20 protein-coding genes are annotated in these 23,509 nt (G+C 29.8%); 15 read left to right on the top strand and 5 right to left on the bottom strand.

Annotated features, from left to right (window positions below):
• The first annotated feature begins 67 nt into the window (after positions 1 to 67).
• The 4 genes from L1S47_RS08040 (at position 68) to L1S47_RS08025 (ending at position 3,439) form a co-directional block, all read left to right on the top strand.
• Positions 68 to 523 (top strand): hypothetical protein, encoded by a 456-nt coding sequence (locus L1S47_RS08040; RefSeq protein ID WP_238883103.1) that lies wholly within the window; start codon positions 68 to 70, stop codon positions 521 to 523.
• A 42-nt stretch (positions 524 to 565) separates the two neighbouring features.
• Positions 566 to 2,398: a PAS domain-containing sensor histidine kinase gene (locus L1S47_RS08035; protein ID WP_238883102.1), complete on the top strand. Its 1,833-nt coding sequence runs from the start codon at positions 566 to 568 to the stop codon at positions 2,396 to 2,398.
• 121 nt (positions 2,399 to 2,519) lie between these two features.
• Positions 2,520 to 2,861: an MmcQ/YjbR family DNA-binding protein gene (locus tag L1S47_RS08030; RefSeq protein ID WP_238883101.1), complete on the top strand. Its 342-nt coding sequence runs from the start codon at positions 2,520 to 2,522 to the stop codon at positions 2,859 to 2,861.
• 20 nt (positions 2,862 to 2,881) lie between these two features.
• On the top strand, positions 2,882 to 3,439 hold the full coding sequence (locus L1S47_RS08025) for a hypothetical protein (protein ID WP_238883100.1): 558 nt from the start codon (positions 2,882 to 2,884) through the stop codon (positions 3,437 to 3,439).
• A 16-nt stretch (positions 3,440 to 3,455) separates the two neighbouring features.
• Here L1S47_RS08025 and L1S47_RS08020 read toward each other — a convergent pair whose 3' ends face one another.
• Complete coding sequence (locus L1S47_RS08020) at positions 3,456 to 4,205, bottom strand: 3'-5' exonuclease (protein ID WP_238883099.1); 750 nt, start codon at positions 4,203 to 4,205, stop codon at positions 3,456 to 3,458.
• 173 nt (positions 4,206 to 4,378) lie between these two features.
• Between L1S47_RS08020 and L1S47_RS08015 the strand changes: the two genes are divergently transcribed.
• Both L1S47_RS08015 and L1S47_RS08010 read left to right on the top strand, forming a co-directional pair.
• Complete coding sequence (locus L1S47_RS08015) at positions 4,379 to 5,524, top strand: serine/threonine-protein kinase (RefSeq protein WP_238883098.1); 1,146 nt, start codon at positions 4,379 to 4,381, stop codon at positions 5,522 to 5,524.
• Positions 5,525 to 5,725: 201 nt separating this feature from the next.
• Positions 5,726 to 7,525, top strand: a complete 1,800-nt coding sequence (locus L1S47_RS08010; protein ID WP_238883097.1) for a heme NO-binding domain-containing protein — start codon at positions 5,726 to 5,728, stop codon at positions 7,523 to 7,525.
• Between the two features lie 39 nt (positions 7,526 to 7,564).
• Here the strand turns inward: L1S47_RS08010 and L1S47_RS08005 are convergent, their stop codons facing one another.
• Positions 7,565 to 9,277 carry a methyl-accepting chemotaxis protein gene (locus L1S47_RS08005; RefSeq protein WP_238883096.1) on the bottom strand — a complete coding sequence of 571 codons (1,713 nt, stop codon included), beginning with the start codon at positions 9,275 to 9,277 and terminating at the stop codon, positions 7,565 to 7,567.
• A gap of 15 nt (positions 9,278 to 9,292) precedes the next feature.
• The gene (locus L1S47_RS08000) at positions 9,293 to 9,871 is read right to left on the bottom strand and encodes a TetR/AcrR family transcriptional regulator (protein ID WP_238883095.1); all 579 of its coding nucleotides are present in this window, start codon (positions 9,869 to 9,871) and stop codon (positions 9,293 to 9,295) included.
• A 377-nt stretch (positions 9,872 to 10,248) separates the two neighbouring features.
• Between L1S47_RS08000 and L1S47_RS07995 the strand changes: the two genes are divergently transcribed.
• The 9 genes from L1S47_RS07995 to L1S47_RS07955 all read left to right on the top strand — a co-directional run bounded on the left by L1S47_RS07995 (position 10,249) and on the right by L1S47_RS07955 (position 20,663).
• The gene (locus L1S47_RS07995) at positions 10,249 to 10,404 is read left to right on the top strand and encodes a hypothetical protein (RefSeq protein ID WP_238883094.1); all 156 of its coding nucleotides are present in this window, start codon (positions 10,249 to 10,251) and stop codon (positions 10,402 to 10,404) included.
• Between the two features lie 108 nt (positions 10,405 to 10,512).
• The gene (locus L1S47_RS07990; protein WP_238883093.1) at positions 10,513 to 11,100 is read left to right on the top strand and encodes a TetR/AcrR family transcriptional regulator; all 588 of its coding nucleotides are present in this window, start codon (positions 10,513 to 10,515) and stop codon (positions 11,098 to 11,100) included.
• Complete coding sequence (locus L1S47_RS07985; RefSeq protein ID WP_238883092.1) at positions 11,097 to 11,840, top strand: 4Fe-4S binding protein; 744 nt, start codon at positions 11,097 to 11,099, stop codon at positions 11,838 to 11,840. Before L1S47_RS07990 ends, L1S47_RS07985 begins: the two co-directional genes overlap by 4 nt.
• Before the next feature lie 111 nt (positions 11,841 to 11,951).
• Positions 11,952 to 13,130 carry an acetyl-CoA C-acetyltransferase gene (locus tag L1S47_RS07980; RefSeq protein WP_238883090.1) on the top strand — a complete coding sequence of 393 codons (1,179 nt, stop codon included), beginning with the start codon at positions 11,952 to 11,954 and terminating at the stop codon, positions 13,128 to 13,130.
• A 202-nt stretch (positions 13,131 to 13,332) separates the two neighbouring features.
• The gene (locus L1S47_RS07975) at positions 13,333 to 16,794 is read left to right on the top strand and encodes an efflux RND transporter permease subunit (RefSeq protein ID WP_238883089.1); all 3,462 of its coding nucleotides are present in this window, start codon (positions 13,333 to 13,335) and stop codon (positions 16,792 to 16,794) included.
• A gap of 60 nt (positions 16,795 to 16,854) precedes the next feature.
• A complete protein-coding gene (locus L1S47_RS07970; RefSeq protein WP_238883087.1) occupies positions 16,855 to 17,562 on the top strand; it encodes a response regulator transcription factor in 708 nt (235 codons plus the stop codon).
• Positions 17,540 to 18,583 (top strand): HAMP domain-containing sensor histidine kinase, encoded by a 1,044-nt coding sequence (locus L1S47_RS07965; protein WP_238883085.1) that lies wholly within the window; start codon positions 17,540 to 17,542, stop codon positions 18,581 to 18,583. Before L1S47_RS07970 ends, L1S47_RS07965 begins: the two co-directional genes overlap by 23 nt.
• Before the next feature lie 38 nt (positions 18,584 to 18,621).
• Positions 18,622 to 19,377 carry an ABC transporter ATP-binding protein gene (locus tag L1S47_RS07960; protein WP_238883084.1) on the top strand — a complete coding sequence of 252 codons (756 nt, stop codon included), beginning with the start codon at positions 18,622 to 18,624 and terminating at the stop codon, positions 19,375 to 19,377.
• On the top strand, positions 19,377 to 20,663 hold the full coding sequence (locus tag L1S47_RS07955) for an FtsX-like permease family protein (RefSeq protein ID WP_238883081.1): 1,287 nt from the start codon (positions 19,377 to 19,379) through the stop codon (positions 20,661 to 20,663). The genes L1S47_RS07960 and L1S47_RS07955 overlap by 1 nt, the downstream gene beginning before the upstream one ends.
• A gap of 57 nt (positions 20,664 to 20,720) precedes the next feature.
• Here the strand turns inward: L1S47_RS07955 and mmsB are convergent, their stop codons facing one another.
• Both mmsB and L1S47_RS07945 read right to left on the bottom strand, forming a co-directional pair.
• On the bottom strand, positions 20,721 to 21,935 hold the full coding sequence (gene mmsB, locus L1S47_RS07950; RefSeq protein ID WP_238883079.1) for a multiple monosaccharide ABC transporter permease: 1,215 nt from the start codon (positions 21,933 to 21,935) through the stop codon (positions 20,721 to 20,723).
• Between the two features lie 2 nt (positions 21,936 to 21,937).
• Entirely contained in the window at positions 21,938 to 23,467 is a 1,530-nt protein-coding gene (locus tag L1S47_RS07945) for a xylose ABC transporter ATP-binding protein (protein ID WP_238883077.1), read from the bottom strand.
• Between the last annotated feature and the right edge of the window lie 42 nt (positions 23,468 to 23,509).

Below are 23,509 nucleotides of genomic sequence, written 5' to 3'. Positions count from 1 at the left end.
CTACCTTTATAACAAAATAATAGTGTACTTTAAGGTAAAACATATAAAAGAAAGAGGAATATTACAAATGATAAGAAATTATTTAATCGAACTAGTAGTAACGTGCATACCACAAATGTTTCTAATGGCTATAACAATATATATGATAGCTAATAAAATTTTTGATAAGAAAAAGATACTTATTTCAACTGCAATTATGGGTCCAATAGGACTTGTTGTGCCTAAGCTTCCAATAAGTTTTGGGGTACATACAATAATTATGATGAGTATTTATTTAATCGTATTAATATCAATTAATAAAATAGAAGTTAGGAAGTCTGTATCTGGTCTTTTAGTATGTTTATTCATAATAATCATTTCAGAATTTATAAATTTTGCAATATTAGGAGTATTCGGAATAACGCCAGACAAAAAAGAGTTTATAACGCAGTTTTATATGATACCATCAACACTTATATATATATTAATAAATTTTGCAATATATAAGTTGTTTTATTTGAAAAGAAAAAATGTACAAGCTTAAGAATGAAAGATTAAGACATCTTTAAAGATATAAGGGGAAATTATGGGAAATAAGTACAGTGAGAAAAGCAAAAAAGTAGAAGATATATTATTAATAGTAAAAACTCTAGCGTTATTTGCTTCAGCTGCTGTAGTTTTCACCAAGTTTTCAGTTAAAGTAGATGCTTTGAGAGATAAAAGCAGTTTTATACCAGTGATGATTATAATAGCATCTATATTTATAATGGTTTATGTAATGTGGATGATTATGAATTTTAAAAGTAACAATAAAATTGTCTTAATGATAGTAAGACATTTAGAATGGATAATCTTTTTATCAATATTTACATCAATTTTGATAATTTCCAACGATAATGTGGTTCAATATAAACTATTATTTTTATTTATAATAATCACGACTACAATTCAATCAGGAATGATACCTGGATTTGAGATGGCAAGTCTAGCCTCTATTATAATATTAGGCATAGATTTGAAGTATGGCTCTCATTTGGTAATTAATACATATCTAGAAAATGACTTAATTATAATTACTACATTTATAGTAACTGCATTAGTATTAGGCTATTATGTAAAAACCGAGGAAGAAAAATTAGCAATTAGAGATGATGAATTGAAGTCTTTATCTCAAGAAATAAAGGAATATAACAATAAAAGAAAGTACATAGAAGAATTACTTATAAATAATGATTTTTGCTATAATAATTTGATTGAGAATTCTAAAAATATAATATTTATTCATAGAAATTTCAAACTAATATTTGCAAATAGGAGGGCTATGGAGCTATTTGGAATAGATTCTTATGAAGAATTACAGGGGAAAAGTTTTTTGGATTTATTTCATGAATCAGATATTAATAGAGTAAAAGAAGGTATTAAATCCTTAATGGAGAGAAAAACAAATGAGATTAAGTTTAAAGGAATAGTACTATCAAAGTCTAATGGAGAGAAATTAAAAGTTGAAGGCAGCTCAACTTATTTCTTTTATGAGGGAAAGCCAACTGTATTAAGTATTTATAGAGACATAACATACAAAGAGAAAGCTGAATCTCTACAAAAGGCTGTTAAAGAAAATGAAAAGTTATTGCAGGAATCTAAAGAATTAAATAACACAATGATTGAAATATTTTCGAATATTTCGCATGAATTTAAAACTCCAATTAATGTAATATCATCAGCTTCTCAAGTATTAAGTCTGTATGAGAGACAGAATTATCCTATAATAGTTAAAAAGCAACAGTATCTAGAGTCAATAAAACAAAATTGTTATAGGCTTACTCGATTAGTTAACAATCTTTTAGAATTGACAAAGGTAGATAAAGGAGCAATTAAATTAAATCTGCATAATCACAATATCGTTGTTATTGTAGAGGAGATAATATCCTCTATAGTGGCATATGTAGAAAATAGAGGATTAAGTATTATTTTTGACACAGATATAGAAGAAAAGTATGTATCCTGTGATGTGGAGAAAATAGAAGCGATTCTGCTAAACTTATTGTCTAATGCAATTAAATTTTCAAAAAGTGGAGATACAATATTTGTGCAAGTTTCAGATAATGATGAATATGTTGATATTTCTATTAAGGATACAGGCGTTGGAATTCCTTCAGAAAAGATGGACTTAATATTTGAAAGATTTGGACAAGTAGATAAAACTTTTAGAAGGAATAATGAAGGTACAGGAATAGGTTTAGCACTTGTAAAGTCTTATGTAGAAATGCATAATGGCAGTATAGAAGTTAATAGTGAATTAAATGTAGGGAGTGAGTTCATAATTAAACTAAGAGCTATAAAGGATAATAATATAGAAGAAACCTTTATCTATGAGCCTAGCATCGATATTATTAATATGGAATTTTCAGATATACAGTAAATGTTTAGCTTAGAATCAAAGGTAATAAAACCTTTGATTTATTTTTTGCTGATTATAAATTTATAATATCTTAAGGTTGAGGATAACATTATAAGTAATAAAAATATTTATGGAGGAAAATATGAATATTAAAGATTATTGTTTGACATTTCCTTATTCAGTAGAAGACTACCCTTTTGGCCCAGAGACATTAGTAATTAAGGTGAATAATAAGATGTTTGTATTATTTGGGGGCGATGATTCAATTTCATTAAAGTGTAATCCTTTTGCAGCCATAGAATATAGAGAAATGTTTAATGGGGTAAAACCTGGATACCATCTGAATAAGAAGTATTGGAATACTGTTAGCTTAAATGATGATGTAAATGAAGAAATGATAAAAGTGATGATAAAAGAATCCTACATTGAAGTAGTAAAGACATTCCCCAAAAGGGATAGGGATAAGTATCTTAGTAAATTATAAAACTGCTGGGAGGCATGAGGATGAAACCTTTATTAATTCCAATGAAAGAAGAAGAGTTTAAACAAGTATGTAAAATCAGAATTAAAAATATAATGCAAGGTATGAATGATTATATAAATGGAATTTTAGAAATTAATCATGACTTAGGTGAGAGAAAGACCTTTGAAAATTTTAATTTAAAATATGAAGATAGATTTATTAAGTTTATGGAGAAGATCTATGACATAAATAAAGAAACTCCAGTTGTAGTCGATCTATATTTAAAAGACGTTGACCCAGAAGGAATAATTGTTATATTAAATTCATTAGATTATCATGATCAAATAACTCTTATCAATCATGTTAAAAATATTAAAGGTGACGAGATTTACTTTAAGATAGATTCAAAAGAATTAATTCCCTTTATAACAAAACTATCAACAAGAGAATTACATTTTTGTACAATACATTTTACTAAAATCCCAGTTACAATCTGGGGAAATTATAATTTAGCCTTTCCTATTTTTTGTGAAAAGTTAGAGGATCTAAACTTTTATAAAAATATAGCAGAGGGATTTGGAATTATAATGGTAAACTAAAAATTAAATTCGAGCTTTAATTTTTAATTTGAAATTGATTAGTTTTCCCCATAAGATAAGCCAATTTTATAATTCCCTTTTCTTCTTTTGTCATTTTTCTATTGTACATCTTTTCAAATTGTTCTATTAAATGATAAGTATCAATTTTGCTCTTTGTGTTTTTTCTTTTTACGTTAGTATTCTTACTATATTTTTTTGAAACAATATTCTCAGTATATATTTTAGTAAAGACTTGGACAGTATAGCAAGCATCATTATAAGCATCATGAAATTGATTAATAATAGGGATATCTAATAATGTAGTAGCATTATTTAAGCCAATATTAGTTCCTTTTGGACAGTTAAAGTATTTAGAAGCGTAATGCTGGATATCTATATATTCTTTAGATATTAAAGAATCATCTAAATGAAAAAAGTAAATATTTCTAAACAATTCTCTAATATCTGCAGTTCCCCATACGCAAAGTATATTTTCATCCTTTCCTATAAAGTCAACGAATTCTAAATATACCTCATTAAAATTTTTTGAATTATTAAGTTCTTCAATTGTTAAGGAGGTCATCTCCTTAATAAAAGAATGAAGATTTTTATATATCTGAGGTTTGACTAACCTATTATAAGATGAAATAATGTTAAATTCACTATTTAACTTAACTGCACCAATTTGAATGATTTCAAAAGGGCAGCTAGGATTAATTGGTGAATCATCTTTTTTTGCATATTTATATCCTTGGTTAAATTCTAAATCAAATATTATATAATTCATTATTTCTCCTAAGTTTCATATATATATTAATTGTAGTTAGTATGTAGAAAAATTATAAAATAATACACAAACACAAATAACTAAGGTACTATATTTTAATTTTTACCTTAAAAAATATTTATATTTTTTCGAATTATTTAAGAGTATAAATTATAGATATTAGGGTGTGAAAAATGCTTAATTGTGGAGAAATTTTAAATAGAAAATATGAAATAGTAAAACATCTAGGGAATGGAGGAATGGGGACAGTATATTTATGTAAAGATATTAATTCTGGGGAATTTTATGCAATAAAAGAAATAAAAGAGGATAATGAATTTAAAATAGATGCAGTATCAGAAGTTAATATGTTAAATAGATTAAAACATTCTGGAATTCCGAGAGTCACAGATACGTTTTCTACCGATGGAAATCTATACATGGTTGAAGACTATATAGATGGGTGGACACTAAAAGAATACTTAACTGAAAAAGGAATGGTTGAAGCCGAAGAGGCTTGCCATATAATACTAGAATTATGTGATATAATAGGATATTTACATAGTTTCAATCCACCTATTATATATAGAGATTTGAAGCCAACAAATATTATGATTACAAAAGATGAGAAAGTACTATTAATTGATTTTGGAACCACGAAGGATTATAAATACAATAAAAACAGTGATACCGTGGTTATAGGAACAACGGGGTATGCTGCACCAGAACAGTACGGATTTGGACAGTCTTGTATTCAAACTGATATCTATGGAATGGGTGCTATAATGTATTTTCTTTTTACTACAAAGGAAGTATCAAGAACCTCTGAATTGTTTAAGGATGATAACTATACAAAAGTTAATCTTGAACTTCAAGGAATCATAAAAAAATGTTTGGAATTTGATATTGCTGACAGATATAATACTGTTGATGAATTAAGAAAGGATATTAACAGTTATTTACGTGACAGTACATTTGAGAAAACATCAATATTATTTAGTTCAAAAGATAATCATAACAAATCAACAAATAAACCTAGGTTAAGTAAGAATATACTCGGGTTTTTAGTGTTATCAATAGCATCTTTATTTGTAGTATACTCTCTTTTTACTAATAACACTAAAGCAGAAGACAAAAATAATGTAAGTAAACCAAGTAAAGATAGTAGTGTAGATACCTTACCTAAACCTGAAGATAGCCAGCCTATAAAAGAAGATAATGTTATCAATAATAGTGATCAGACTAAAGTTGACGATAGTAATTTCAATAAAGTAAACAATAATAAAGAAATATATAAAAAGCAGAATAAAAATAAAGGAAAAAATAAAAATAAGCACTAAATATGAGAACTATACTTACCTATATTCTACGATGTAAGTATAGTTCTTTGTTAATAAGAGTAATTTATAAATTACTTTGCAATTAGCTTAAAAATAGTATAAACTAATAGTAATTATTAAGAAATAATAAAATGGATTATTTCTTGAAAGTTGTTGATATGTAATAGAATTTATTAAAAGGTTGATTGTGGAGGTATAATTATGAAAGGGACAGTAGTGAGAACATGGATGAAAACATGTAGAAGGCTTTATAATGACGAATGTGTGGATAGAGCATTAGAGCTAGCTGGGTTTTCAAGAGATAAAGTTTTTTCACCATTAGAGGATGTTGACGATAGAAACATTAACAAAATAATACAAGGAATAGCAAAAGCTAATAATCTTACAATATCAAATTTATGGAGAACAATAGGTATAGATAATGTAAAAAGCTTTACTGGTGATTATCCAGCTTTTTTTAAACATGAAAATTTATATACATTTTTAAAATCAATGTATGATGTGCATGTAATAGTTGTTAAAAGGATACCAGGGGCAAAGCCGCCTCTATTGGATCTTAAACCAATATCAAAGAGACAAGCTATTTTTGAATACTCTTCTAAGAGAGGTATGTTTGATTATTTTCAAGGAATGCTGGAAGGGGCTAGTAATCATTTTAATGAGAAATTAATTGTCGACGAGATATCCAGGACAGAAGATAATTTGAAATTAAAGTTAACATTTGAAAAAGACATATATACAAAGAAAAAATATGGACTTAATAAGTTTATATCTTTAGGCTTTATAAGAAATATCGGCGTAAAGGTTTCTTTACTTACTACAGTAATTGTAGCAATAATAAATCTTGCGGTTTATTTTACTAATAAAGATTTACTTATATATAGTTCTATAATAAGTGGATTTATTGGAACACTTATTGCAAATAATCTATTACATAAACCAATGGGCTCAATAATAGAAGGTCTAAATAAACTTAAGGATAATAATTATGTAGATGATTTACAGATTGAAACAGGGGATTTCTACGAAGAATTATATAATTCAATAAGAGAATACAAGGACATAGTTACAAAAGATTTTGTGGGATTTAAGGGTGTAACAGATGAAATCAATACCTTTAGCTCAGAAGTAGGTAGTATAGCAAACAAGATGGGAAATACTTCTGGTGAGATAGGTGGAGTTGTAGAGCAGGTGGCTAATGCAGCAATACTACAAACTGCAGAAATTGAAGCATCTGTATCTATGCTAAGAGATAGTGTAAAGTCCATTGTATCTGTAACTGCAAAGGAACATGAAAATAAAGGTGAACTTGAAAAAGCAGTTGTAAAAATTAAGGATAGCTATGAAAATACGAGAAATACGTCTGATAAGTTAAATAATGTTCTTGAGGGATTTGGAAGTGTTAAAAGTAATAGTTTAGAGCTTCAAAATAGAGCTCGTGGAATTACTCAAATAGTTTCATTAGTATCCTCAATTGCAGAACAAACCAATTTACTTGCATTAAATGCATCAATTGAGGCAGCTAGAGCAGGGGAATCAGGCAAGGGATTTGCAGTTGTAGCTGATGAGGTAAGAAAGCTTGCAGAACAATCCCAAGAAGCAGTAAATAATATTACTGGAGGATTAAGTGAGTTTATAGGTGAAGTAGATGATATAGTTGGTGACATTGCAAAACAATTTGATATTTTGAAACAGGAAAATGAAAAGTTGAATACAGCTGTTACATATAGTAGTAGTGCAAATGACACAATAAATGCAGTTGCTAACAAAATGATAGAAACATCAAATAGATTAGAAGAAGAAACAAAAGCAATGACTAAAGTTTATGATAAGATAGAATCTCTAGTTTCTATAGCGGAAGAAAATACAGCAGCATCAGAAGAAGTAAGTGCAAGTGTTCAGATATATACAGATGATATATCTAAGCTTACAGAGAGCATAAAAGAATTTAAGAAGCTTACATATCAATTTAATGAAGATTTGGACAAGTATAAGATATAATAATAATCCCCATGATTTCTATCATGGGGATTATTATTATTATAATTTAAATCTAGATGTCATTTTATTTAAGTTTTCAGCTAGCATTGCTTGAGATTGAGCTGCTTTAGATACTTCTTCAATTGCGAAGGTAGTTTCACTAATGCTATTCATTATTTCATCTGAGCCAGCGGCAGATTCCTCAGCTGTAGCAGCAACAGTTTCTATAGCAGATGTAACTTGCTCGATAGTTTCAGACATTGACTTGCTACCAGCTGCAATTTGTTCTGAAATACTAGCTATAAATTCAGCATCCAACTCATATTGTTTTCCAGTGTCCATAAGTAATTCATAGGTTGGTTGAACATAATCTGTCATAAATTGAAGCATGCTTTGTCCACTACTAGATAGGTTATTTACAGCAATATCTATTTTCGTAACCATTTCCTGAATATTCTTTACAGATTCTGCAGATTCTTCAGCTAGTTTTCGTACTTCATCTGCAACTACAGCAAAGCCTTTTCCAGTTTCTCCAGCTCTAGCCGCTTCAATAGCAGCATTCAAGGCAAGTAGGTTAGTTTGTTCAGCAATATCACCTATTGATGAGGCTAACTCTTTTATTTCATTAACTACTTTACTTTCTTTAATAGCATTATTTATATCTGCTTCTTGTTTCTTATAAATTTCATTTCCTTCATTAATAGCCTTTGATGCTTTTTCCTTAATATTTAGTGCCCTTGTTTCAATAGCTTTGACAGAATTAAGAGCTTCTTTAGCCTTATCAGCTAAAGAATATGTAGTATCTCCAATCTGCTCAGAAGAAGCATTTATTTCTTCAGTTGTGGCACTAAGGTCTTGAGCTCCTTTTGCGATGTCCATAGTAGATTCATTTACTGTAAGCATTTTGGAAGATAATTCTTGCATTGTAGCCGATAATTCTTCACTTGATGAACTTATATTTTGAGCACTTGATGAAAGCTCAGAAATTAAGTATTTTGTATTTTGAACAGCATTATTTAAGGAATTAGCAAGACTTCCAATTTCGTCATTTGATGTAATTTCAATTGATTTAGAAAGATCTCCATCACCTAAAGCATGAGCAAAAGACTCTACCTTCTTCAATCTTTTTGATATATTGTTAGATACGGATATTCCACATACTAAAGCAAATAAAAAACCTACAATTGTTGAAACTACAATTAGGACATTTGATTTATTAGAAACATTTATGTTAGATGTATTAGCATCAGCAGCTTGAGATACATTGTACTGAATAAGCTTGTCAAGAGTATCTGACATAATGGCTCTTATTTTTGCAGATTCAGTTAACGCAGGAACTGCTTCATCATATTTACCACCTTCAACAAGTTTAACTACTTTATCACGTGCATCTCTATATTGAGCAAGTGTATTATTATAATCATTTAATAATTTCTTTTCATTTGAATCTAAATTGAGCTTACCAAACTTATCTAGTAAGGTGTTGTTTTGAGTCTTCAACCTATCCATAAGATCTTTTGTCTCAGCAAGTTTACTGCTATCCTTGGAATAAACTAAAAGATAGAACTGGGTTTGAAGTTGTAGTGAATTCCCTTTAATAGTATTTAATGCATCTAAGGATTGTAAACTATCTTCATACATAGAGGTAGCGTTATTGGAGATTTTCTTCATATTTTGCATTCCAATTAAACCAACTCCAACAATGAATAATGATACCAGGATGAAACTTAATATAAGCTTGTACGAGATTTTTGAGTTTTTTAATAATTTCATGATATGCCTCCTAGTTTAATAGTTTTCAGATATTTCTTTCCAATAAGTATTCCAATATTTATCAAAGTACTCTAAATCTTTAGTTCCATTGGACTCAATAATATCAATAGCAATAGATTTTATAAGAGTATTAAAAAAATCAATATGCTTGTTCAAACCGTAGTTTTTAAGTACCCCTTGTTCAATACCATCTATGAATATAGGTTTAACTTTTTCAATAACGATAGAATATTTCTCTATAGAAAATTCACGAACATCTTCATTTAAACTATAGGGAGGAAATATGAAGTTGCGCAATAAAAGGGTTGAATTATAGTGATCATTCTTATCAAAATTCACATAAAAAGCATAGATACCATAAAGCTGCATTTGTATAGATTTGTGACTATTATCATTAATAGTCTCATGAATAGATTTAATAAAATCATCCCATACAGTAAATAAGAGTGAAAAGAAAAGCTCTTGTTTTGATTTAAAGTGAGCATACAAAGCACCAGGAGTTATATTTAAAGAATTGGTAATATCTCTGACAGAAGTGCCGTCAAAGCCTCGTTCACAGAAAAGTACTTTGGCTACTTGTAGTATTTTATCCAAGGGTGTAACACATCCTTTCTAAACGAACGTTTATTAAGATAATACTACCATGAGTTTTAATAATATTCAATTTATTTCGACAAAAAACAACTGATTTTACAGTGGAAAAGGTTTGTATTTATGGAGTTATTTTAATAAGAATAAATAATTAAAGATAAATTTAAAAGGCTTTATATAAAGTTAAAGAATATAAAAATTTACTATTTTAAACTTAGAAGGTTGATGTTAAAATTATTTAGGTATATATAATGCATTAAAGAATTTATATGTCACTGTCCAACTCGTAGACGTTTCAACTAAGAGTTGGACTATGAGATGTAATATGATTTTTGCATTATATATAAAAAGTTTAAGAAATATGAATTGGAGTTTATATTATGAATAATAACAATATGGAAATGATGAAGAAATTAATAGAAGAAAAAAAGAAAAAAGGGTTAGAGAAAAATAGTGGCAATAGGGCTCATAAATCAATAGGTCAAAAGAGAAATGGTAGAAGCAATAAAAATGGCGGTGGGCTTTTTGATAAGTAGAACAAAAGAATACTACTTGGATAAGAAATCTAAACAATTTCTTATTGACAAAATAGACAGACTGGTCTAATATTTAGTTAGATAATAATTTAACAAGGAGGAGAAGGTATGGCTAAAAACACAAAAGGTGAGCAATCTAAGAATAAATTAATTGAATGTGCAGCTGAACTTTTTATGAAAAATGGATATAATGCAACAGGGATTAATGATATCTTAGCCCTGGCTGAATTACCTAAAGGATCATTTTACTTTCACTTTTCTAGCAAAAAGAATTTAGCTATAGAAGTATCTTATTATTTTGATAAAAAAATAAATGAGTGGATTATAGAAACTTCTAAAGGAAAGAAGTGGGATGAATTTATAACACAGCTAATACAACAAATGATAAGTAGTGCTGAGCAAAATAAGCATTATGGATGTCCTTTTGCAGTATTAGGGCTTGAGATAGCTTTTTCAGAACCAGATATCTCCGAATATTATAATAAGTCAATAAAAAGGTTAATTGGTGTTTTTAAAGATATATTTGAATTCTCAGGTATTTCGTCTGATACTTCTGAAGAAATTGCACATAAAGCGTTCGCCATTTATGAAGGATATTTAGTATATTACAGAATAAGCAAAGATGTAGATGTTTTAAAAAGAATGCTAAAAGATTTAAATAATATATACATTAGTTATAAAGAGGTGAATATATGAAGGAAGCAATAAGAAATTATATTAAAAGCCTAGGAGTTGATGATGTAGGGTTTGCAGCTGTGGCTGATTATGTAAGTCCCAATACTCCCCAAATTGAATCCTTTTTTCCTAAAGCAAAATCCATGATAGTAATGGCTTATAGAGAATTGTCCACTTGCGAAAGCTTGGATCCACAGCTAGCAATGAATGGAAGACTGGATAAAAAAGATGTAATGAGAGCTGATGCATATAAAATATGTCATTACTTAGAGGATGAGTTTAATGCAAAGCTTGTATCTATTCCAGAATCCTTTCCAAGGGGAGGGACCTCAGCAGTATCTCTTAGACATGCAGCAGTAGCAGCAGGTTTGGGGAACTTTGGAAGGCATAACCTTGTGATTCATCCGGAGTTTGGTACTAGAATTACCTTTGCAGCTATAGTTACAAATTTAGAATTAGAATCAGATGAAAAAATAAAAGAAAACTTTTGTAATAATTGTGGAATATGTGTGAATAATTGCCCAGCTAAAGCTTTAGATGAGGAAGGAAAAACTGATATTTTTAAATGTATGAAGTCATCTCAACCATATTCATTTATAGCTTATTTATCATTTCTAGATAAATATATAGAGGCAGACAAAGATAAGAGACAAGCTATGGCGATGGAATTTTTCCCTTATTATCAAGCGAATGCCTTTATAACACAATACTATTGTTTTAATTGCCTTAAACTTTGCCCAGCGCGTAAAAGAAGTAAGTAGTTTAAATTAAAGAATTTAAACTAAATTTTTAAGTTAAAAATAAACAAACCGGTCTATTAATATTTGTTAAAAAAATAACTAAGAATAATATTATTTTAGGAGGAATTTGAAATGAAGGATGTAGTAATAGTAAGTGCGGTAAGAACTGCAATAGGAGCATATGGTAAAACTTTAAAGGATGTAGCAGCAGTAGATTTGGGAGCTATAGTAATAAAAGAAGCTGTAAAAAGAGCGGGAATTAATCCTAAAGACGTTAATGAAGTAATCTTTGGAAATGTTCTACAAGCAGGGCTAGGACAAAACCCAGCTAGACAAGCAGCTATAAAAGGTGGTTTACCAGTAGAAGTACCAGCATTAACAATTAATAAGGTTTGTGGGTCAGGTTTAAGAAGTATAAGTTTAGCAGCTCAAATTATTAAGGCAGGAGATGCAGATATAATTATTGCAGGTGGAATGGAAAATATGTCAAGAGCACCATACTTAGCTGAGAATGCTAGATGGGGTTATAGAATGGGGAATTCAGAGTTAGTTGATGAAATGATAAGAGATGGATTATGGGACGCCTTCAATGATTATCACATGGGGGTAACGGCTGAGAATGTAGCAGAAAGATGGAATGTTTCAAGAGAAGAACAGGATGAGTTCTCGCTTTTATCTCAACAAAAGGCAGAAAAAGCTATAAAAGAAGGACGTTTCAAAGATGAAATAGTTCCTGTAGTTATCAAGACCAAAAAAGGTGAAGTTGTTTTTGATACAGATGAATTCCCAAGGTTCGGAAATAGTATGGAAGCATTGAGTAAATTAAAGCCAATATTTAAAGCAGATGGAAGCATTACAGCAGGAAATGCATCAGGAATAAATGATGGAGCAGCAGCATTAGTAATAATGAGTGCTGAAAAGGCAAAGGAATTAAAGTTAAAGCCTCTTGCTAAAATAAGTGGATATGATTCAGCAGGGTTAGATCCAGCTATAATGGGATACGGAGCATTTCATGCTACAAAAGGTGTACTAGATAAGTTAGATTTAAAGGCTGAGGACTTAGATCTAGTTGAAGCAAATGAAGCATATGCATCACAAAGTATAGCAATAGCAAAAGATTTAAATTTGGACATGAGTAAAGTAAATGTTAATGGTGGAGCTATTGCCCTTGGGCATCCAATAGGTGCATCAGGTGCTAGGATAGTAGTTACGCTACTGCATGAAATGCAAAAAAGAGATGCAAAAAGAGGGTTAGCTACTTTATGTATAGGTGGAGGCCAAGGAACTGCCTTGGTGGTTGAAAGAGAATAATTAAGTTTTTTTGGATTGTATCAGATGAAATTTTTGATACAATCCTTTTTTATTAACTAATGTTTCAATATTGTAACATTGGTGTAACTATAATAAGTATATAAAAATATTGAAGTTGTTTAAAATTATTTAAAATAGGGAAAATATCTAAGCAATTTAAAAGGAGTAGTGAGAATAAAATTTATTAACTAGGAGTGAAAAAATGAAGAAGGCAATTAATTTTGTACTAAAGAATGTTTTCGTTGTATTTTTAATAATTGCAATGATTACAGCTGGGGGACTTTATTCAGCTAAGAACATAAAGATGGAGGCTATGCCCAATATAAATATACCTATGATTACAGCAGTTTCTGTATATCCAGGAGCTTCGCCAGAAGATGTAGCAGAAAAGATTACAAGACCCATGCAAAAAGGAATTTCAAGCATTCAAGGAATTAAAGATGTAAGAACTATAAATAATGAGAATGTTGGAATTATAGTTGCAGAATTTGATTATAGCAAAGATATGGACAAGGCTGAAAAAGAAGTGTCTGATGCAGTAAATAAAGTGACATTACCAGATACAGCTCAGAAAGCTACAGTTTCAAGAATAGGCTTTGGAAGTATGCCTATAATGACATATGCAGTAGATGGTGGAACTGATAAAGATAAACTTACAAAATATATTAATGATACAGTAAATCCAAAGCTTACAGGAGTTGATGGGGTATCAAGTATATCTGTACAAGGAACTGCAAGTAGTAACACTTATATTAAGGTAAAGCAGGATAAGTTAAAGGAAAATGGCTTATCAATGGATGATGTAAAGAATGCGCTATCAGGAAATAATTTTTCATTTCCAGTAGGAGAAACAGATATAAATGGCTCAACAATGCCTATTAGATCTGAGGCAAAAATAAATAGTATTGATGAAATAAAATCTATACCAATTGTTGTTCCTATAAATGCGAATAAAGTTATGGCAGATCAAGTTGGTTCAGCAGTAGGACAACTAGGACAAGGAATGCAACAGATGGCAGATGGATTTTCACAGGGAATGGCTCAGTTGGGACAAGGTATGGGGCAAATGGGTGGTTTAGTTGGAGGAAACACTCAGGCTATTGCAATGCTAAACGCAATTCAAAAAATACAAATGGGAATATTATCTCAACAAAGTATTTTACAGAATCCCCAAGCCACAACAGCACAAAAGACTCAAGCACAAGTAATATTAACCCAATTGCAAGATAGTTTAAAACAGACTCAAGATGCATTAGATAAATCAATAAATGATACTATTGATAAGTCTAAAGGAATGGCACAATCACAATCATCTCAAGGACAGAAAAGCCAAAACGCTAGTACTCCATCCAAAAACACAACAAGTAGCTCTAAGAATGAGATTGAAGTTAAGGTAGTGTTTTTAGGTGATGTTGCAGAAATAACTAATACAACTACTGATAAGCAAATGAAAACTCGCTCAAACAATAAAGATGCAATAATACTAAGCGTTTATAAAACAGATGATGCAAATACTGTTCAAGTTTCTAATGACATTAAATCTTCAATAAAGGATTTACAAAATGCAAATTCAGACTTTAAATTCAGTTTGGTTAGTGATAGTTCAACTAGTATAAAGGATTCTGTTAATGGAATGGTTAGAGAAGGTGTTTTAGGTGCCTTATTTGCAATTGTTGTAATTGCATTATTCTTAAAAGATTTAAGAGCGACTATAATCGCGGTTGTATCTATTCCATTGTCTATATTAATAGCACTCATTCTACTTCCTAGGTTTGGAATAAGTTTGAATATAATGTCATTAGGGGGAATGGCTGTTGCGGTTGGGCGTATAGTAGATGATTCAATCGTAGTAATTGAAAATATATATAGGAGATTTTCAAGTGAAACACATAGAGATTCTGAGCTAATTAAAGAAGCTGTCTCAGAAGTAGCATCAGCTATAACATCATCTACAATTACTACTATAGGAGTATTCCTTCCATTATCATTTATTTCAGGAATGGTTGGAAAGATATTTTTCCCATTTGCAGCTACTGTAGTTATATGTATTTTAGCATCTTTACTAGTATCTATAACCGTAGTACCAGTTTTAACTAAAACAATGCTATTAAATAAAAAAATAAAGCATGTACACCATGAAGGAAAGATTACTATTATTTATAAGAGAATATTATCTTGGTCAATAAGTCATAGGGCAATTGTCCTAGTTTTATCACTAGTAATTTTAGTGGGTACATTAGGATTTGCCAAAAAGATACCAGTTCAATTTTTACCAGCATCAAATACAAATACTTTAAATGGTAAGTTGAGTATGACGCCAGGAACATCTACAGTAAAAACTAATGAATACTCTTTAAAGTTTGAGAAATATCTATCTGAAAGAAAAGATATTGAAACCTTTGTAAGTTCTGTTGGAGATAGTAGTGCATCAGGAAATGCAATGTCATCTCAAGGAAGTAATACAGCTACCTATACTATAGTTATCAAAGAAGGAGAAGATGTTAATAAGGTAACTAATGAAATACAAGAGGAAGCAAAAAAATTATCTACAGATGAAGGGAAGTTTACGATAAGTACTGAGTCATTATCAGGGCAGTCTGATAAAGTTCAAATAATGCTTTATAGTGACAAGGTTGAAGATTTAAATAAAGCTTCAGAGTTAGTAATGAATAAGTTAAAGGATTTTAAAGACCTTGGAAATTTAACTAGTTCTATTGAACAGAAGAAGCCAGAAATAGACTTAAAGGTAGATGAAAATAAGGCAGCAGAGAATGGACTAAGTTCTATTATGGTTGCAGGTACTGTTAGAAACTCACTTAGTTCAAATAAAGTTACAACAATTAAAAATAATGGGGAAAGCACTGATGTCTATTTAGGATATGAAGATGCAAATCTTGATAGTATAGACAAAATAAAAGACATGGATATAGTAGGCATGAAGGGGATTATAAAATTATCTGATGTTGCTGAAGTAACTCAAGGATATGGTCCAGTTAGTATTACAGAAATGGATGGGAAACAATATGTTTCAGTGTCAGCAGACATAAAAACAAAAGATACCAGTAAGGTATCGAAAGAGGCTCTTGCAGCAGTTGATGATATAAAATCACAACTACCTGAAAGTATTAGTTATGATAATAGTGGAAGTAATAAACAAATAAATGAAAGTTTTTCACAAATGGGAATGGCAATGTTAATAGCTATAGGCCTAGTATATGTAGTTATGGTTTTAGCTTTCGGTGAAGGTAAGACACCATTTGCAATACTTTTCTCATTGCCTTTTGCAGCAGTAGGAGCACTACTTGGATTATTAATTACAGGACAATCCTTATCCGTATCAGGATTAATAGGAATGTTAATGCTCATAGGTATAGTAGTTACAAATGCAATTGTTTTATTGGATAGAGTAAAGCATAATAGGGAAAAAGGATATGGGATTAAGGACGCTTTATTGGAAGCTGGATCAATTAGATTAAGACCAATATTCATGACAGCGTTAGCTACAATAATGGCATTAATTCCATTAGCATTAGGATTTTCAGAAGGTGCGTTAATCTCCCAAGGATTAGGAATAGTGGTCATAAGCGGTCTACTAGTATCAACATTACTGACCTTGATCATAGTTCCGGTAATGTATAGCATATTACAAAGAGAAAAGATATAATGAAGTTAAAACCGTAAGCTAAAACTTACGGTTTTAATTTAAGTGATGGGAGTTATTAAAGTGAAAAAAATATTAATTGTGGAAGATGATATAAAACTTAATAATCTCATGAAAGCATTTATCGAGAAATATGGATATGAGTGCGTTACTATTAAGGATTATCAAAATATAGAAAATGAATTTAAGGAGGAGAAGCCAGATCTTGTACTTCTAGATATAAATCTTCCTTATTCAGATGGATTTCAGTTATGTAGAAGCTTCAGAAGAGAATCTAATATCCCAATTATTTTTATTTCTGCAAGAAGTAGCGAACTAGAGCAAATAAGAGGAATTGAGATGGGTGCAGATGATTTTATTGTTAAGCCATTTAGTTTTGAATTACTATTAGTAAAAATACAAGCTGCATTTAGAAGAGTAGTTGATTATTCTCAAGATAAAAGGTTAATCTTAGCTTCTGATGGATTAATTTTAAATAAAAGCAATTTTCAAATTAGTTATAACGGTATGACCACAGAGCTTTCTAAGAAAGAATTTCAATTATTAAGTAAGTTGGTACAAAAAGAGAAAGCTGTAGTTTCTCGTGAAGAACTTCTTGAAGAACTATGGGATGAAACATTTTTTGTTGATGATCATACACTCACAGTAAATGTAACAAGAGTTAAAAATAAATTATCTATACTTGGAATTAATGATGCGATTAGGACTAAAAGAGGATTGGGATATATATATAGTAATGAATTAAACGATGAAAAAGAAAATAATAACTAATTTTATTAAAGATAGTTTAAGATACATTATAGCCTTTTATTTAAGTATAGGTGTAATAATACTATATTACTATATAACTGCAGATATAAAGGATATTATATACCCAATTGTAATCGCATCTACAATATTTCTAATTTTTATATTTATAGAATTTGTAAAATATTATAATTTTAACATCAATATTAAAGATTTAATTAATCTACAAAGAGATAAATTACTTGAAGAAACAAATCAACAGAAATATTTCATGCATGTATTAAAAGATATGCAGGGTGAATATCTGAAGGAAATCAGTAGAACAAATGCTGAGAATAATTCTTACAAGTACTTTGTATCTCAGTGGATACACAATATGAAAACTCCAGTTTCCATAATTAGCTTGGTGCTACAAAAGATAAAAGTAGAAAATATGAATACTGAAAGAAATTTAAGCCAAGAAGAAATTAGTAGCTTTATACAGGAAATAGTTGAAGAAAACACAAAGTTACAAAATGGTTTAGAACAATTGTTAAATATTTTAAGAATGGAACAGTTTGCTAAGGATTATGAGCCGGAAGCAGTTAATTTGGTTGACTCTATAAAAGAATTAATTAATTCAAAAAAGTCATTATTTATATATAACAATGTATTTCCACAAATAGAATGTGAAGATGATAATATTACTGTTTTAACGGATGAAAAGTGGAACAAGTTTATGATAGAACAAATTATAAATAATGCCGTTAAATATTCAAGTGAAAGAGATGTTAAGAAATATATTAAATTTAATATTATGAATAATCATGGTGAAGTTAAATTGAACATTATTGATGAGGGTATTGGCATACCTGAAGTAGATATGAATCGTTTATTTGAACCTTTTTTTACTGGCGCTAATGGAAGAAAGTATAAGGAAGCTACTGGGATAGGTCTTTATATTTGTGAACAATTAGCAAAAAACTTAAAACATAAAATTCATATAGAGTCAGAACAGGGCAGGGGAACTAAGGTTACAATAACATATTTTTTAAATTCACAATAAAACGAATCATTTAACCGTGCATTTAGGAGGAGTTAAAATTGGAAGTACTAAAGGCTAATAATATAGTTAAGAATTATAGTGGCTTATTTAATTATAGCTCTAAAAATATAATTAACGGATTAAATATTACCATAAATCAAGGGGAATTTACTGCTATAATGGGATCCTCAGGAAGTGGTAAAACTACACTTTTGAACATATTTAGTGGAGTAGATAGGCCTACTATTGGAGACGTTGAGATAATGGGGAGAAATATATCTAAGCTTAATGATAATGAAAGAGCAATTTTTAGAAGAGAAAACTTTGGAATGATATTTCAAAATTTTAATTTATTAGATGATCTTACACTTAAAGAAAACGCAGCTTTACCACTAGTTATTCAAGGGCAAAAAAAGGAGTATATTGAAGAGAAAGTAGACGAGTTATTTAAGCTTCTTAATATATATGAAGTTGGAGATAAATATCCTACAAGTGTTTCACAAGGACAAAGACAAAGGGCTGCTTGTTGTAGAGCATTAATAACTAATCCCAAAATTGTTTTTGCAGATGAGCCCACTGGAAATCTAGATTCGAAGGCTGCAAAAAAATTCATGAGTTACATAAAGTTAATTAATAAAAATAAAAAAGTAACTATATTATTAGCGACTCATGATTCTGTGGCAGCTAGCTACTGCTCAAGGGTAATTTTTATAAAAGACGGAACTATCTTTGCTGACATATACAATAATAACAACGATAATAATTTCCATAATAAAATACTAGATTGCCTTGCAATAATGGGCGGTGAAAACTAATGAACTATACAGTTGTTGTATGGAAAAATTTTAGGAGAAACATAAGAAAATTTGCGGCTTTCATTACAGCATGCACTATATCTATAACATTAAATTTTGTATATTCTACGTTAGTTAACAATAAAGAGATACTATTAATTGCCAAGAATAATCTAGTAGTAGCTACATTGAGGTTATCTTTTATTATTATAATTCTAATACTTAGTTTTTTTCTTGTATATTCATATAATTCATATATAAGATCAAGAGATAAAGAATTTAAATTACTTATGTTTATAGGACTAACTAAAAAAGAATTATTTAAGTTGGTATTGCTTGAAAACTTACTTTTAATAATTTTATGTTCACTGCTGGGGGCAATATTAGGAGGAGTTTTTTCAAAAATATCTTTCGTTGCACTAATTAAGTACCTAGGAGTGTCTTCGCTAACATATAATCTGGAGAAAATAAATTTTATGTCCATTTTGTTATTTTCTACAATTATATATTTGATAGTGCTAACTAGAACAAGGATTTTGCTTAGGAAAGTAAATATATATGAAGAAAGTAATACCAGTGGATATAGAGAGAGAATAAGAAAATATATTAACAGGGGATTTCTTATAGTAATTTTGATTACTGATATTGTCATGTGGATAGATAGTTTTAAAGATAAATCATTAATATACTTAAGTAATTGGTTAAATTGTGTACTTTTGATATATGTAATAGTGTTTTATTTTAGTAAGCTATGCCTATATTTTTTCAAAAAGAAAAAGGTTTTTTATAATGGTAAGTTTCTTTTATTTAAGGAGACCATTAGAAATTTAGAAAAAGGAAAGGTTTTTATATTTTATATAACGTTTTTTAGTTTTCTTTTTATAACTTATAACAGTATATATAACAATATAATATTTAATCAGGTGCAGATTACTGGAAGTGAAATAAAGATCTTAGAGTTAATTGCATTTTTTACAAAAGTACTTTTTTTCATTATCTTATCGAATATACTATACTATAAATCACAAATTGATTTAGAGTATATAAAAGAATATTTTCAGAAATTATATTTGATAGGGCTTACCAAAGATGAATTAAGGGTAACAGCTTCAAGGCTACTTAAAAGCATTTTTTTCATGAGCTGTACTTTAAATATGATTATAACTATAATTTATTCTTTGTGGATTAAGATGGACATGAGATTGATTCAATCAAATAATATTCTAATCGTATTATCATATATGTTTAACTGTATTGCATATATAAATGCTAAGAAAAAATATAAAGAAATTATTGATATACTATAAGTAGAATATAAATAAGGGGCTGTTGCATTTTGCAATAGCCCCTTATTTGGGAGAAAATTAAGCTGCTTTTTTTCTTGTTGCTATATCAACTCTTACAGCTATAAGTAGTATTAAGCCTTTAATTATATATTGATAAGTTAAATCTACATTCATTAAGCTCATTCCATTATTTAAGGTTGCCATAACAAGAGCTCCAATCATTGCTCCCATAACAGAACCTTCACCACCCATTGCACTAGCACCACCTATATAACAAGCAGCAATGGCATCTAGTTCGAATAAGTTACCTGCAGATGCAGTAGCAGAGTCAAGTCTACCAGTAAATACAATACCAGCTACCGCAGATAAAAAGCCCATTATTACAAATATAAGCATTGTTACTTTTTGGATGTTAATACCAGAAAGTTTAGATGCTTCTTTATTTCCACCAATAGCGTATACATAACGGCCAAGAGTAGTTTTAGTGGTTATAAAGGAGAATAGAAGTACAAGTCCAAGAACTAATACAATGCTATAAGGAATACCTCTATAACTAACCATAATTAAGAATAGTAAGGCTATCATAGCTGATACTGCTGTTAGCTTTGCTATTTCTAATGGAAGAGGAAGAACATTAAAGTTATATTTAGTTACTCTTATCTTTCTCTTTCTAATTTCAAGGAATAAGTATGCAACTATGATTAATACTCCAAGAGCTATAGTAGTATCATTTAGATTATCTGAAATCTTAGGTAGATATCCTTGTCCAATTGCTTTAAAAGCAGGTTTGGTTGGAGCAATAGTTTGACCTTTAGTTACAGCCATAACACCGCCTCTAAAGATCATCATACCACCAAGAGTAACGATAAAAGCAGGAACACCTTGGTAGGATACCCAGAAACCTTGCCAAACACCAACAGCAATACCAACTAAGATAGTAACTACTATAGTTGGGGCTGTTTCCCATCCATATTTAACTTGTAATAGTGCTGCTATTGCACCAGTGAATCCAGCTACTGAACCGACAGAAAGATCTATGTGCCCAGCTATTATTATAAGTACCATACCACAAGCAAGTATTGCAGTAGTAGCAGTTTGAAGTAATAAGTTTGATAAATTTCTAGAAGTTAAGAATGTTCCATCAGTTAGGAATGTAAATATCAAACTTATAGCAATTAATGCTATAAACATTGTGTATTGTCTTAGATTAGTTTTCATAGATTTTTTTAGTACGGATAATATGGAACCTTCATTTGTAACCTTGGTTTTATTTTCAGTTTGAATATCTGACATATTTATTTACCTCCTGTTGCGTAATGCATTACTTTTTCTTGAGATGCTTCTTTCCAGCCGATTTCGCCTGTGAATTTACCTCTGTTCATGACTATAATTCTATCACTCATTCCTAATATTTCAGGAAGTTCTGAGGAGATCATTATTACAGAAACTCCTTTATCTACCAATTGGTTCATTATGTTATATATTTCAAATTTAGCACCAACGTCTATACCTCTTGTTGGTTCATCAAGTATAAGCACCTTAGGATTAGTCATTAGCCATTTGGCTATAGCAACTTTCTGCTGATTTCCACCACTTAGATTTTCAACCTTTTGTTCTATGGATGGAGTTTTGATGTTTAATGCTTTAACGTATGAGCTTGTTGCATTAATTTCTTCGTTTGAGTTTATAACTCCAGAATGGCTTATGCTGTTAAGACTAGAGATGGAAGTATTATTCATTATGTCCATCATTAAAATAAGGCCTTTTCCTTTTCTATCCTCAGATAGATAACTGATTCCGTTTGATATGGCATCTCTAGGATTCTTTATAGCAACCTTTTTACCCTCAACAAATATTTCTCCTACAGCATTAACTCCATAGGCTCCAATAAGGCTCATTATAAATTCAGTTCTACCAGAACCCATTAGTCCAGCAATACCTAAAATTTCACCTTTTCTTGCCTTCATACTAACATTATTTATGACTTCCTTATCAGGTATTTCAGGATTATAAACTGTCCAATTTTTAATTTCTAGAACTACTTCCCCTGGAGTATGTTCTTTTCTAGGGAAACGTTGTGTTAATTGTCGTCCAACCATATGAGTAATTATTTTATCCTCAGTAAGTTTCTCATCTGGATTATGCATATCATTTGTGCACACTGTTTTTCCATCTCTTATGATGGTAACAGTATCAGCTATATCAATGACTTCCTCCAGTTTGTGAGAAATGTAAATACAAGTTACACCTTTAGAACGCAGCTCTTTTAGTATAGTAAGAAGGTTTTTTGAATCTGTTTCATTTAAAGCTGCAGTAGGTTCATCAAGAATCAATATTTCAACATTCTTAGAAAGAGCTTTAGCAATTTCAATTAATTGTTGTTTTCCAATTCCTAGCTCGATAACCTTAGTATCAGGATTATCTTCTAGTTTTACTTCCTTCAATATCTTTTCTGCTGACATATAAGTTTTATCCCAATCAATAATACCGTTAGAATTAAATTCATTACCTAAAAATATGTTCTCAGCTATGCTTAAATATTTTACTAAAGTAAGCTCTTGGTAAATTATCGCAATACCAACTTTTTCACTGTCTTTTATATTCTCAAAGCTTTGAGTATTTCCTTTTACTAATATCTCTCCAGTATAGCTATTATGAGGGTAAACACCACTTAATATTTTCATTAATGTAGATTTACCAGCTCCATTTTCTCCAACGAGAGCATGGATTTCACCTTTTTTAACTTTAAAACATACATCATCCAGAGCTTTTACACCAGGGAATTCCTTCGTAATATGATTCATCTCTAGAATATATTGATCCATAAATTATTGCCTCCCCGTCTGATTTTTCAAAACAGGGGGTAT

The sequence above is a fragment of the Clostridium sp. YIM B02551 genome (assembly GCF_022324735.1).
Lineage (GTDB): Bacteria > Bacillota > Clostridia > Clostridiales > Clostridiaceae > Clostridium_T > Clostridium_T paridis.
This window is presented reverse-complemented; position numbering and strand designations above follow the sequence as displayed.

Coding starts and splice junctions, on each gene's coding strand:
- L1S47_RS07980 (WP_238883090.1), top strand. CDS start 11,952: ATGAAGGATGTAGTAATAGTAAGTGCGGTAAGAACTGCAATAGGAGCA.
- L1S47_RS08005 (WP_238883096.1), bottom strand. CDS start 9,277: ATGAAATTATTAAAAAACTCAAAAATCTCGTACAAGCTTATATTAAGT.
- L1S47_RS08015 (WP_238883098.1), top strand. CDS start 4,379: ATGCTTAATTGTGGAGAAATTTTAAATAGAAAATATGAAATAGTAAAA.
- L1S47_RS07955 (WP_238883081.1), top strand. CDS start 19,377: ATGAACTATACAGTTGTTGTATGGAAAAATTTTAGGAGAAACATAAGA.
- L1S47_RS07985 (WP_238883092.1), top strand. CDS start 11,097: ATGAAGGAAGCAATAAGAAATTATATTAAAAGCCTAGGAGTTGATGAT.
- L1S47_RS08010 (WP_238883097.1), top strand. CDS start 5,726: ATGAAAGGGACAGTAGTGAGAACATGGATGAAAACATGTAGAAGGCTT.
- L1S47_RS07995 (WP_238883094.1), top strand. CDS start 10,249: ATGAATAATAACAATATGGAAATGATGAAGAAATTAATAGAAGAAAAA.
- L1S47_RS07990 (WP_238883093.1), top strand. CDS start 10,513: ATGGCTAAAAACACAAAAGGTGAGCAATCTAAGAATAAATTAATTGAA.
- L1S47_RS07965 (WP_238883085.1), top strand. CDS start 17,540: ATGAAAAAGAAAATAATAACTAATTTTATTAAAGATAGTTTAAGATAC.
- L1S47_RS08020 (WP_238883099.1), bottom strand. CDS start 4,205: ATGAATTATATAATATTTGATTTAGAATTTAACCAAGGATATAAATAT.
- L1S47_RS07975 (WP_238883089.1), top strand. CDS start 13,333: ATGAAGAAGGCAATTAATTTTGTACTAAAGAATGTTTTCGTTGTATTT.
- L1S47_RS08035 (WP_238883102.1), top strand. CDS start 566: ATGGGAAATAAGTACAGTGAGAAAAGCAAAAAAGTAGAAGATATATTA.
- L1S47_RS08030 (WP_238883101.1), top strand. CDS start 2,520: ATGAATATTAAAGATTATTGTTTGACATTTCCTTATTCAGTAGAAGAC.
- L1S47_RS08025 (WP_238883100.1), top strand. CDS start 2,882: ATGAAACCTTTATTAATTCCAATGAAAGAAGAAGAGTTTAAACAAGTA.
- L1S47_RS08040 (WP_238883103.1), top strand. CDS start 68: ATGATAAGAAATTATTTAATCGAACTAGTAGTAACGTGCATACCACAA.
- L1S47_RS07945 (WP_238883077.1), bottom strand. CDS start 23,467: ATGGATCAATATATTCTAGAGATGAATCATATTACGAAGGAATTCCCT.
- mmsB (WP_238883079.1), bottom strand. CDS start 21,935: ATGTCAGATATTCAAACTGAAAATAAAACCAAGGTTACAAATGAAGGT.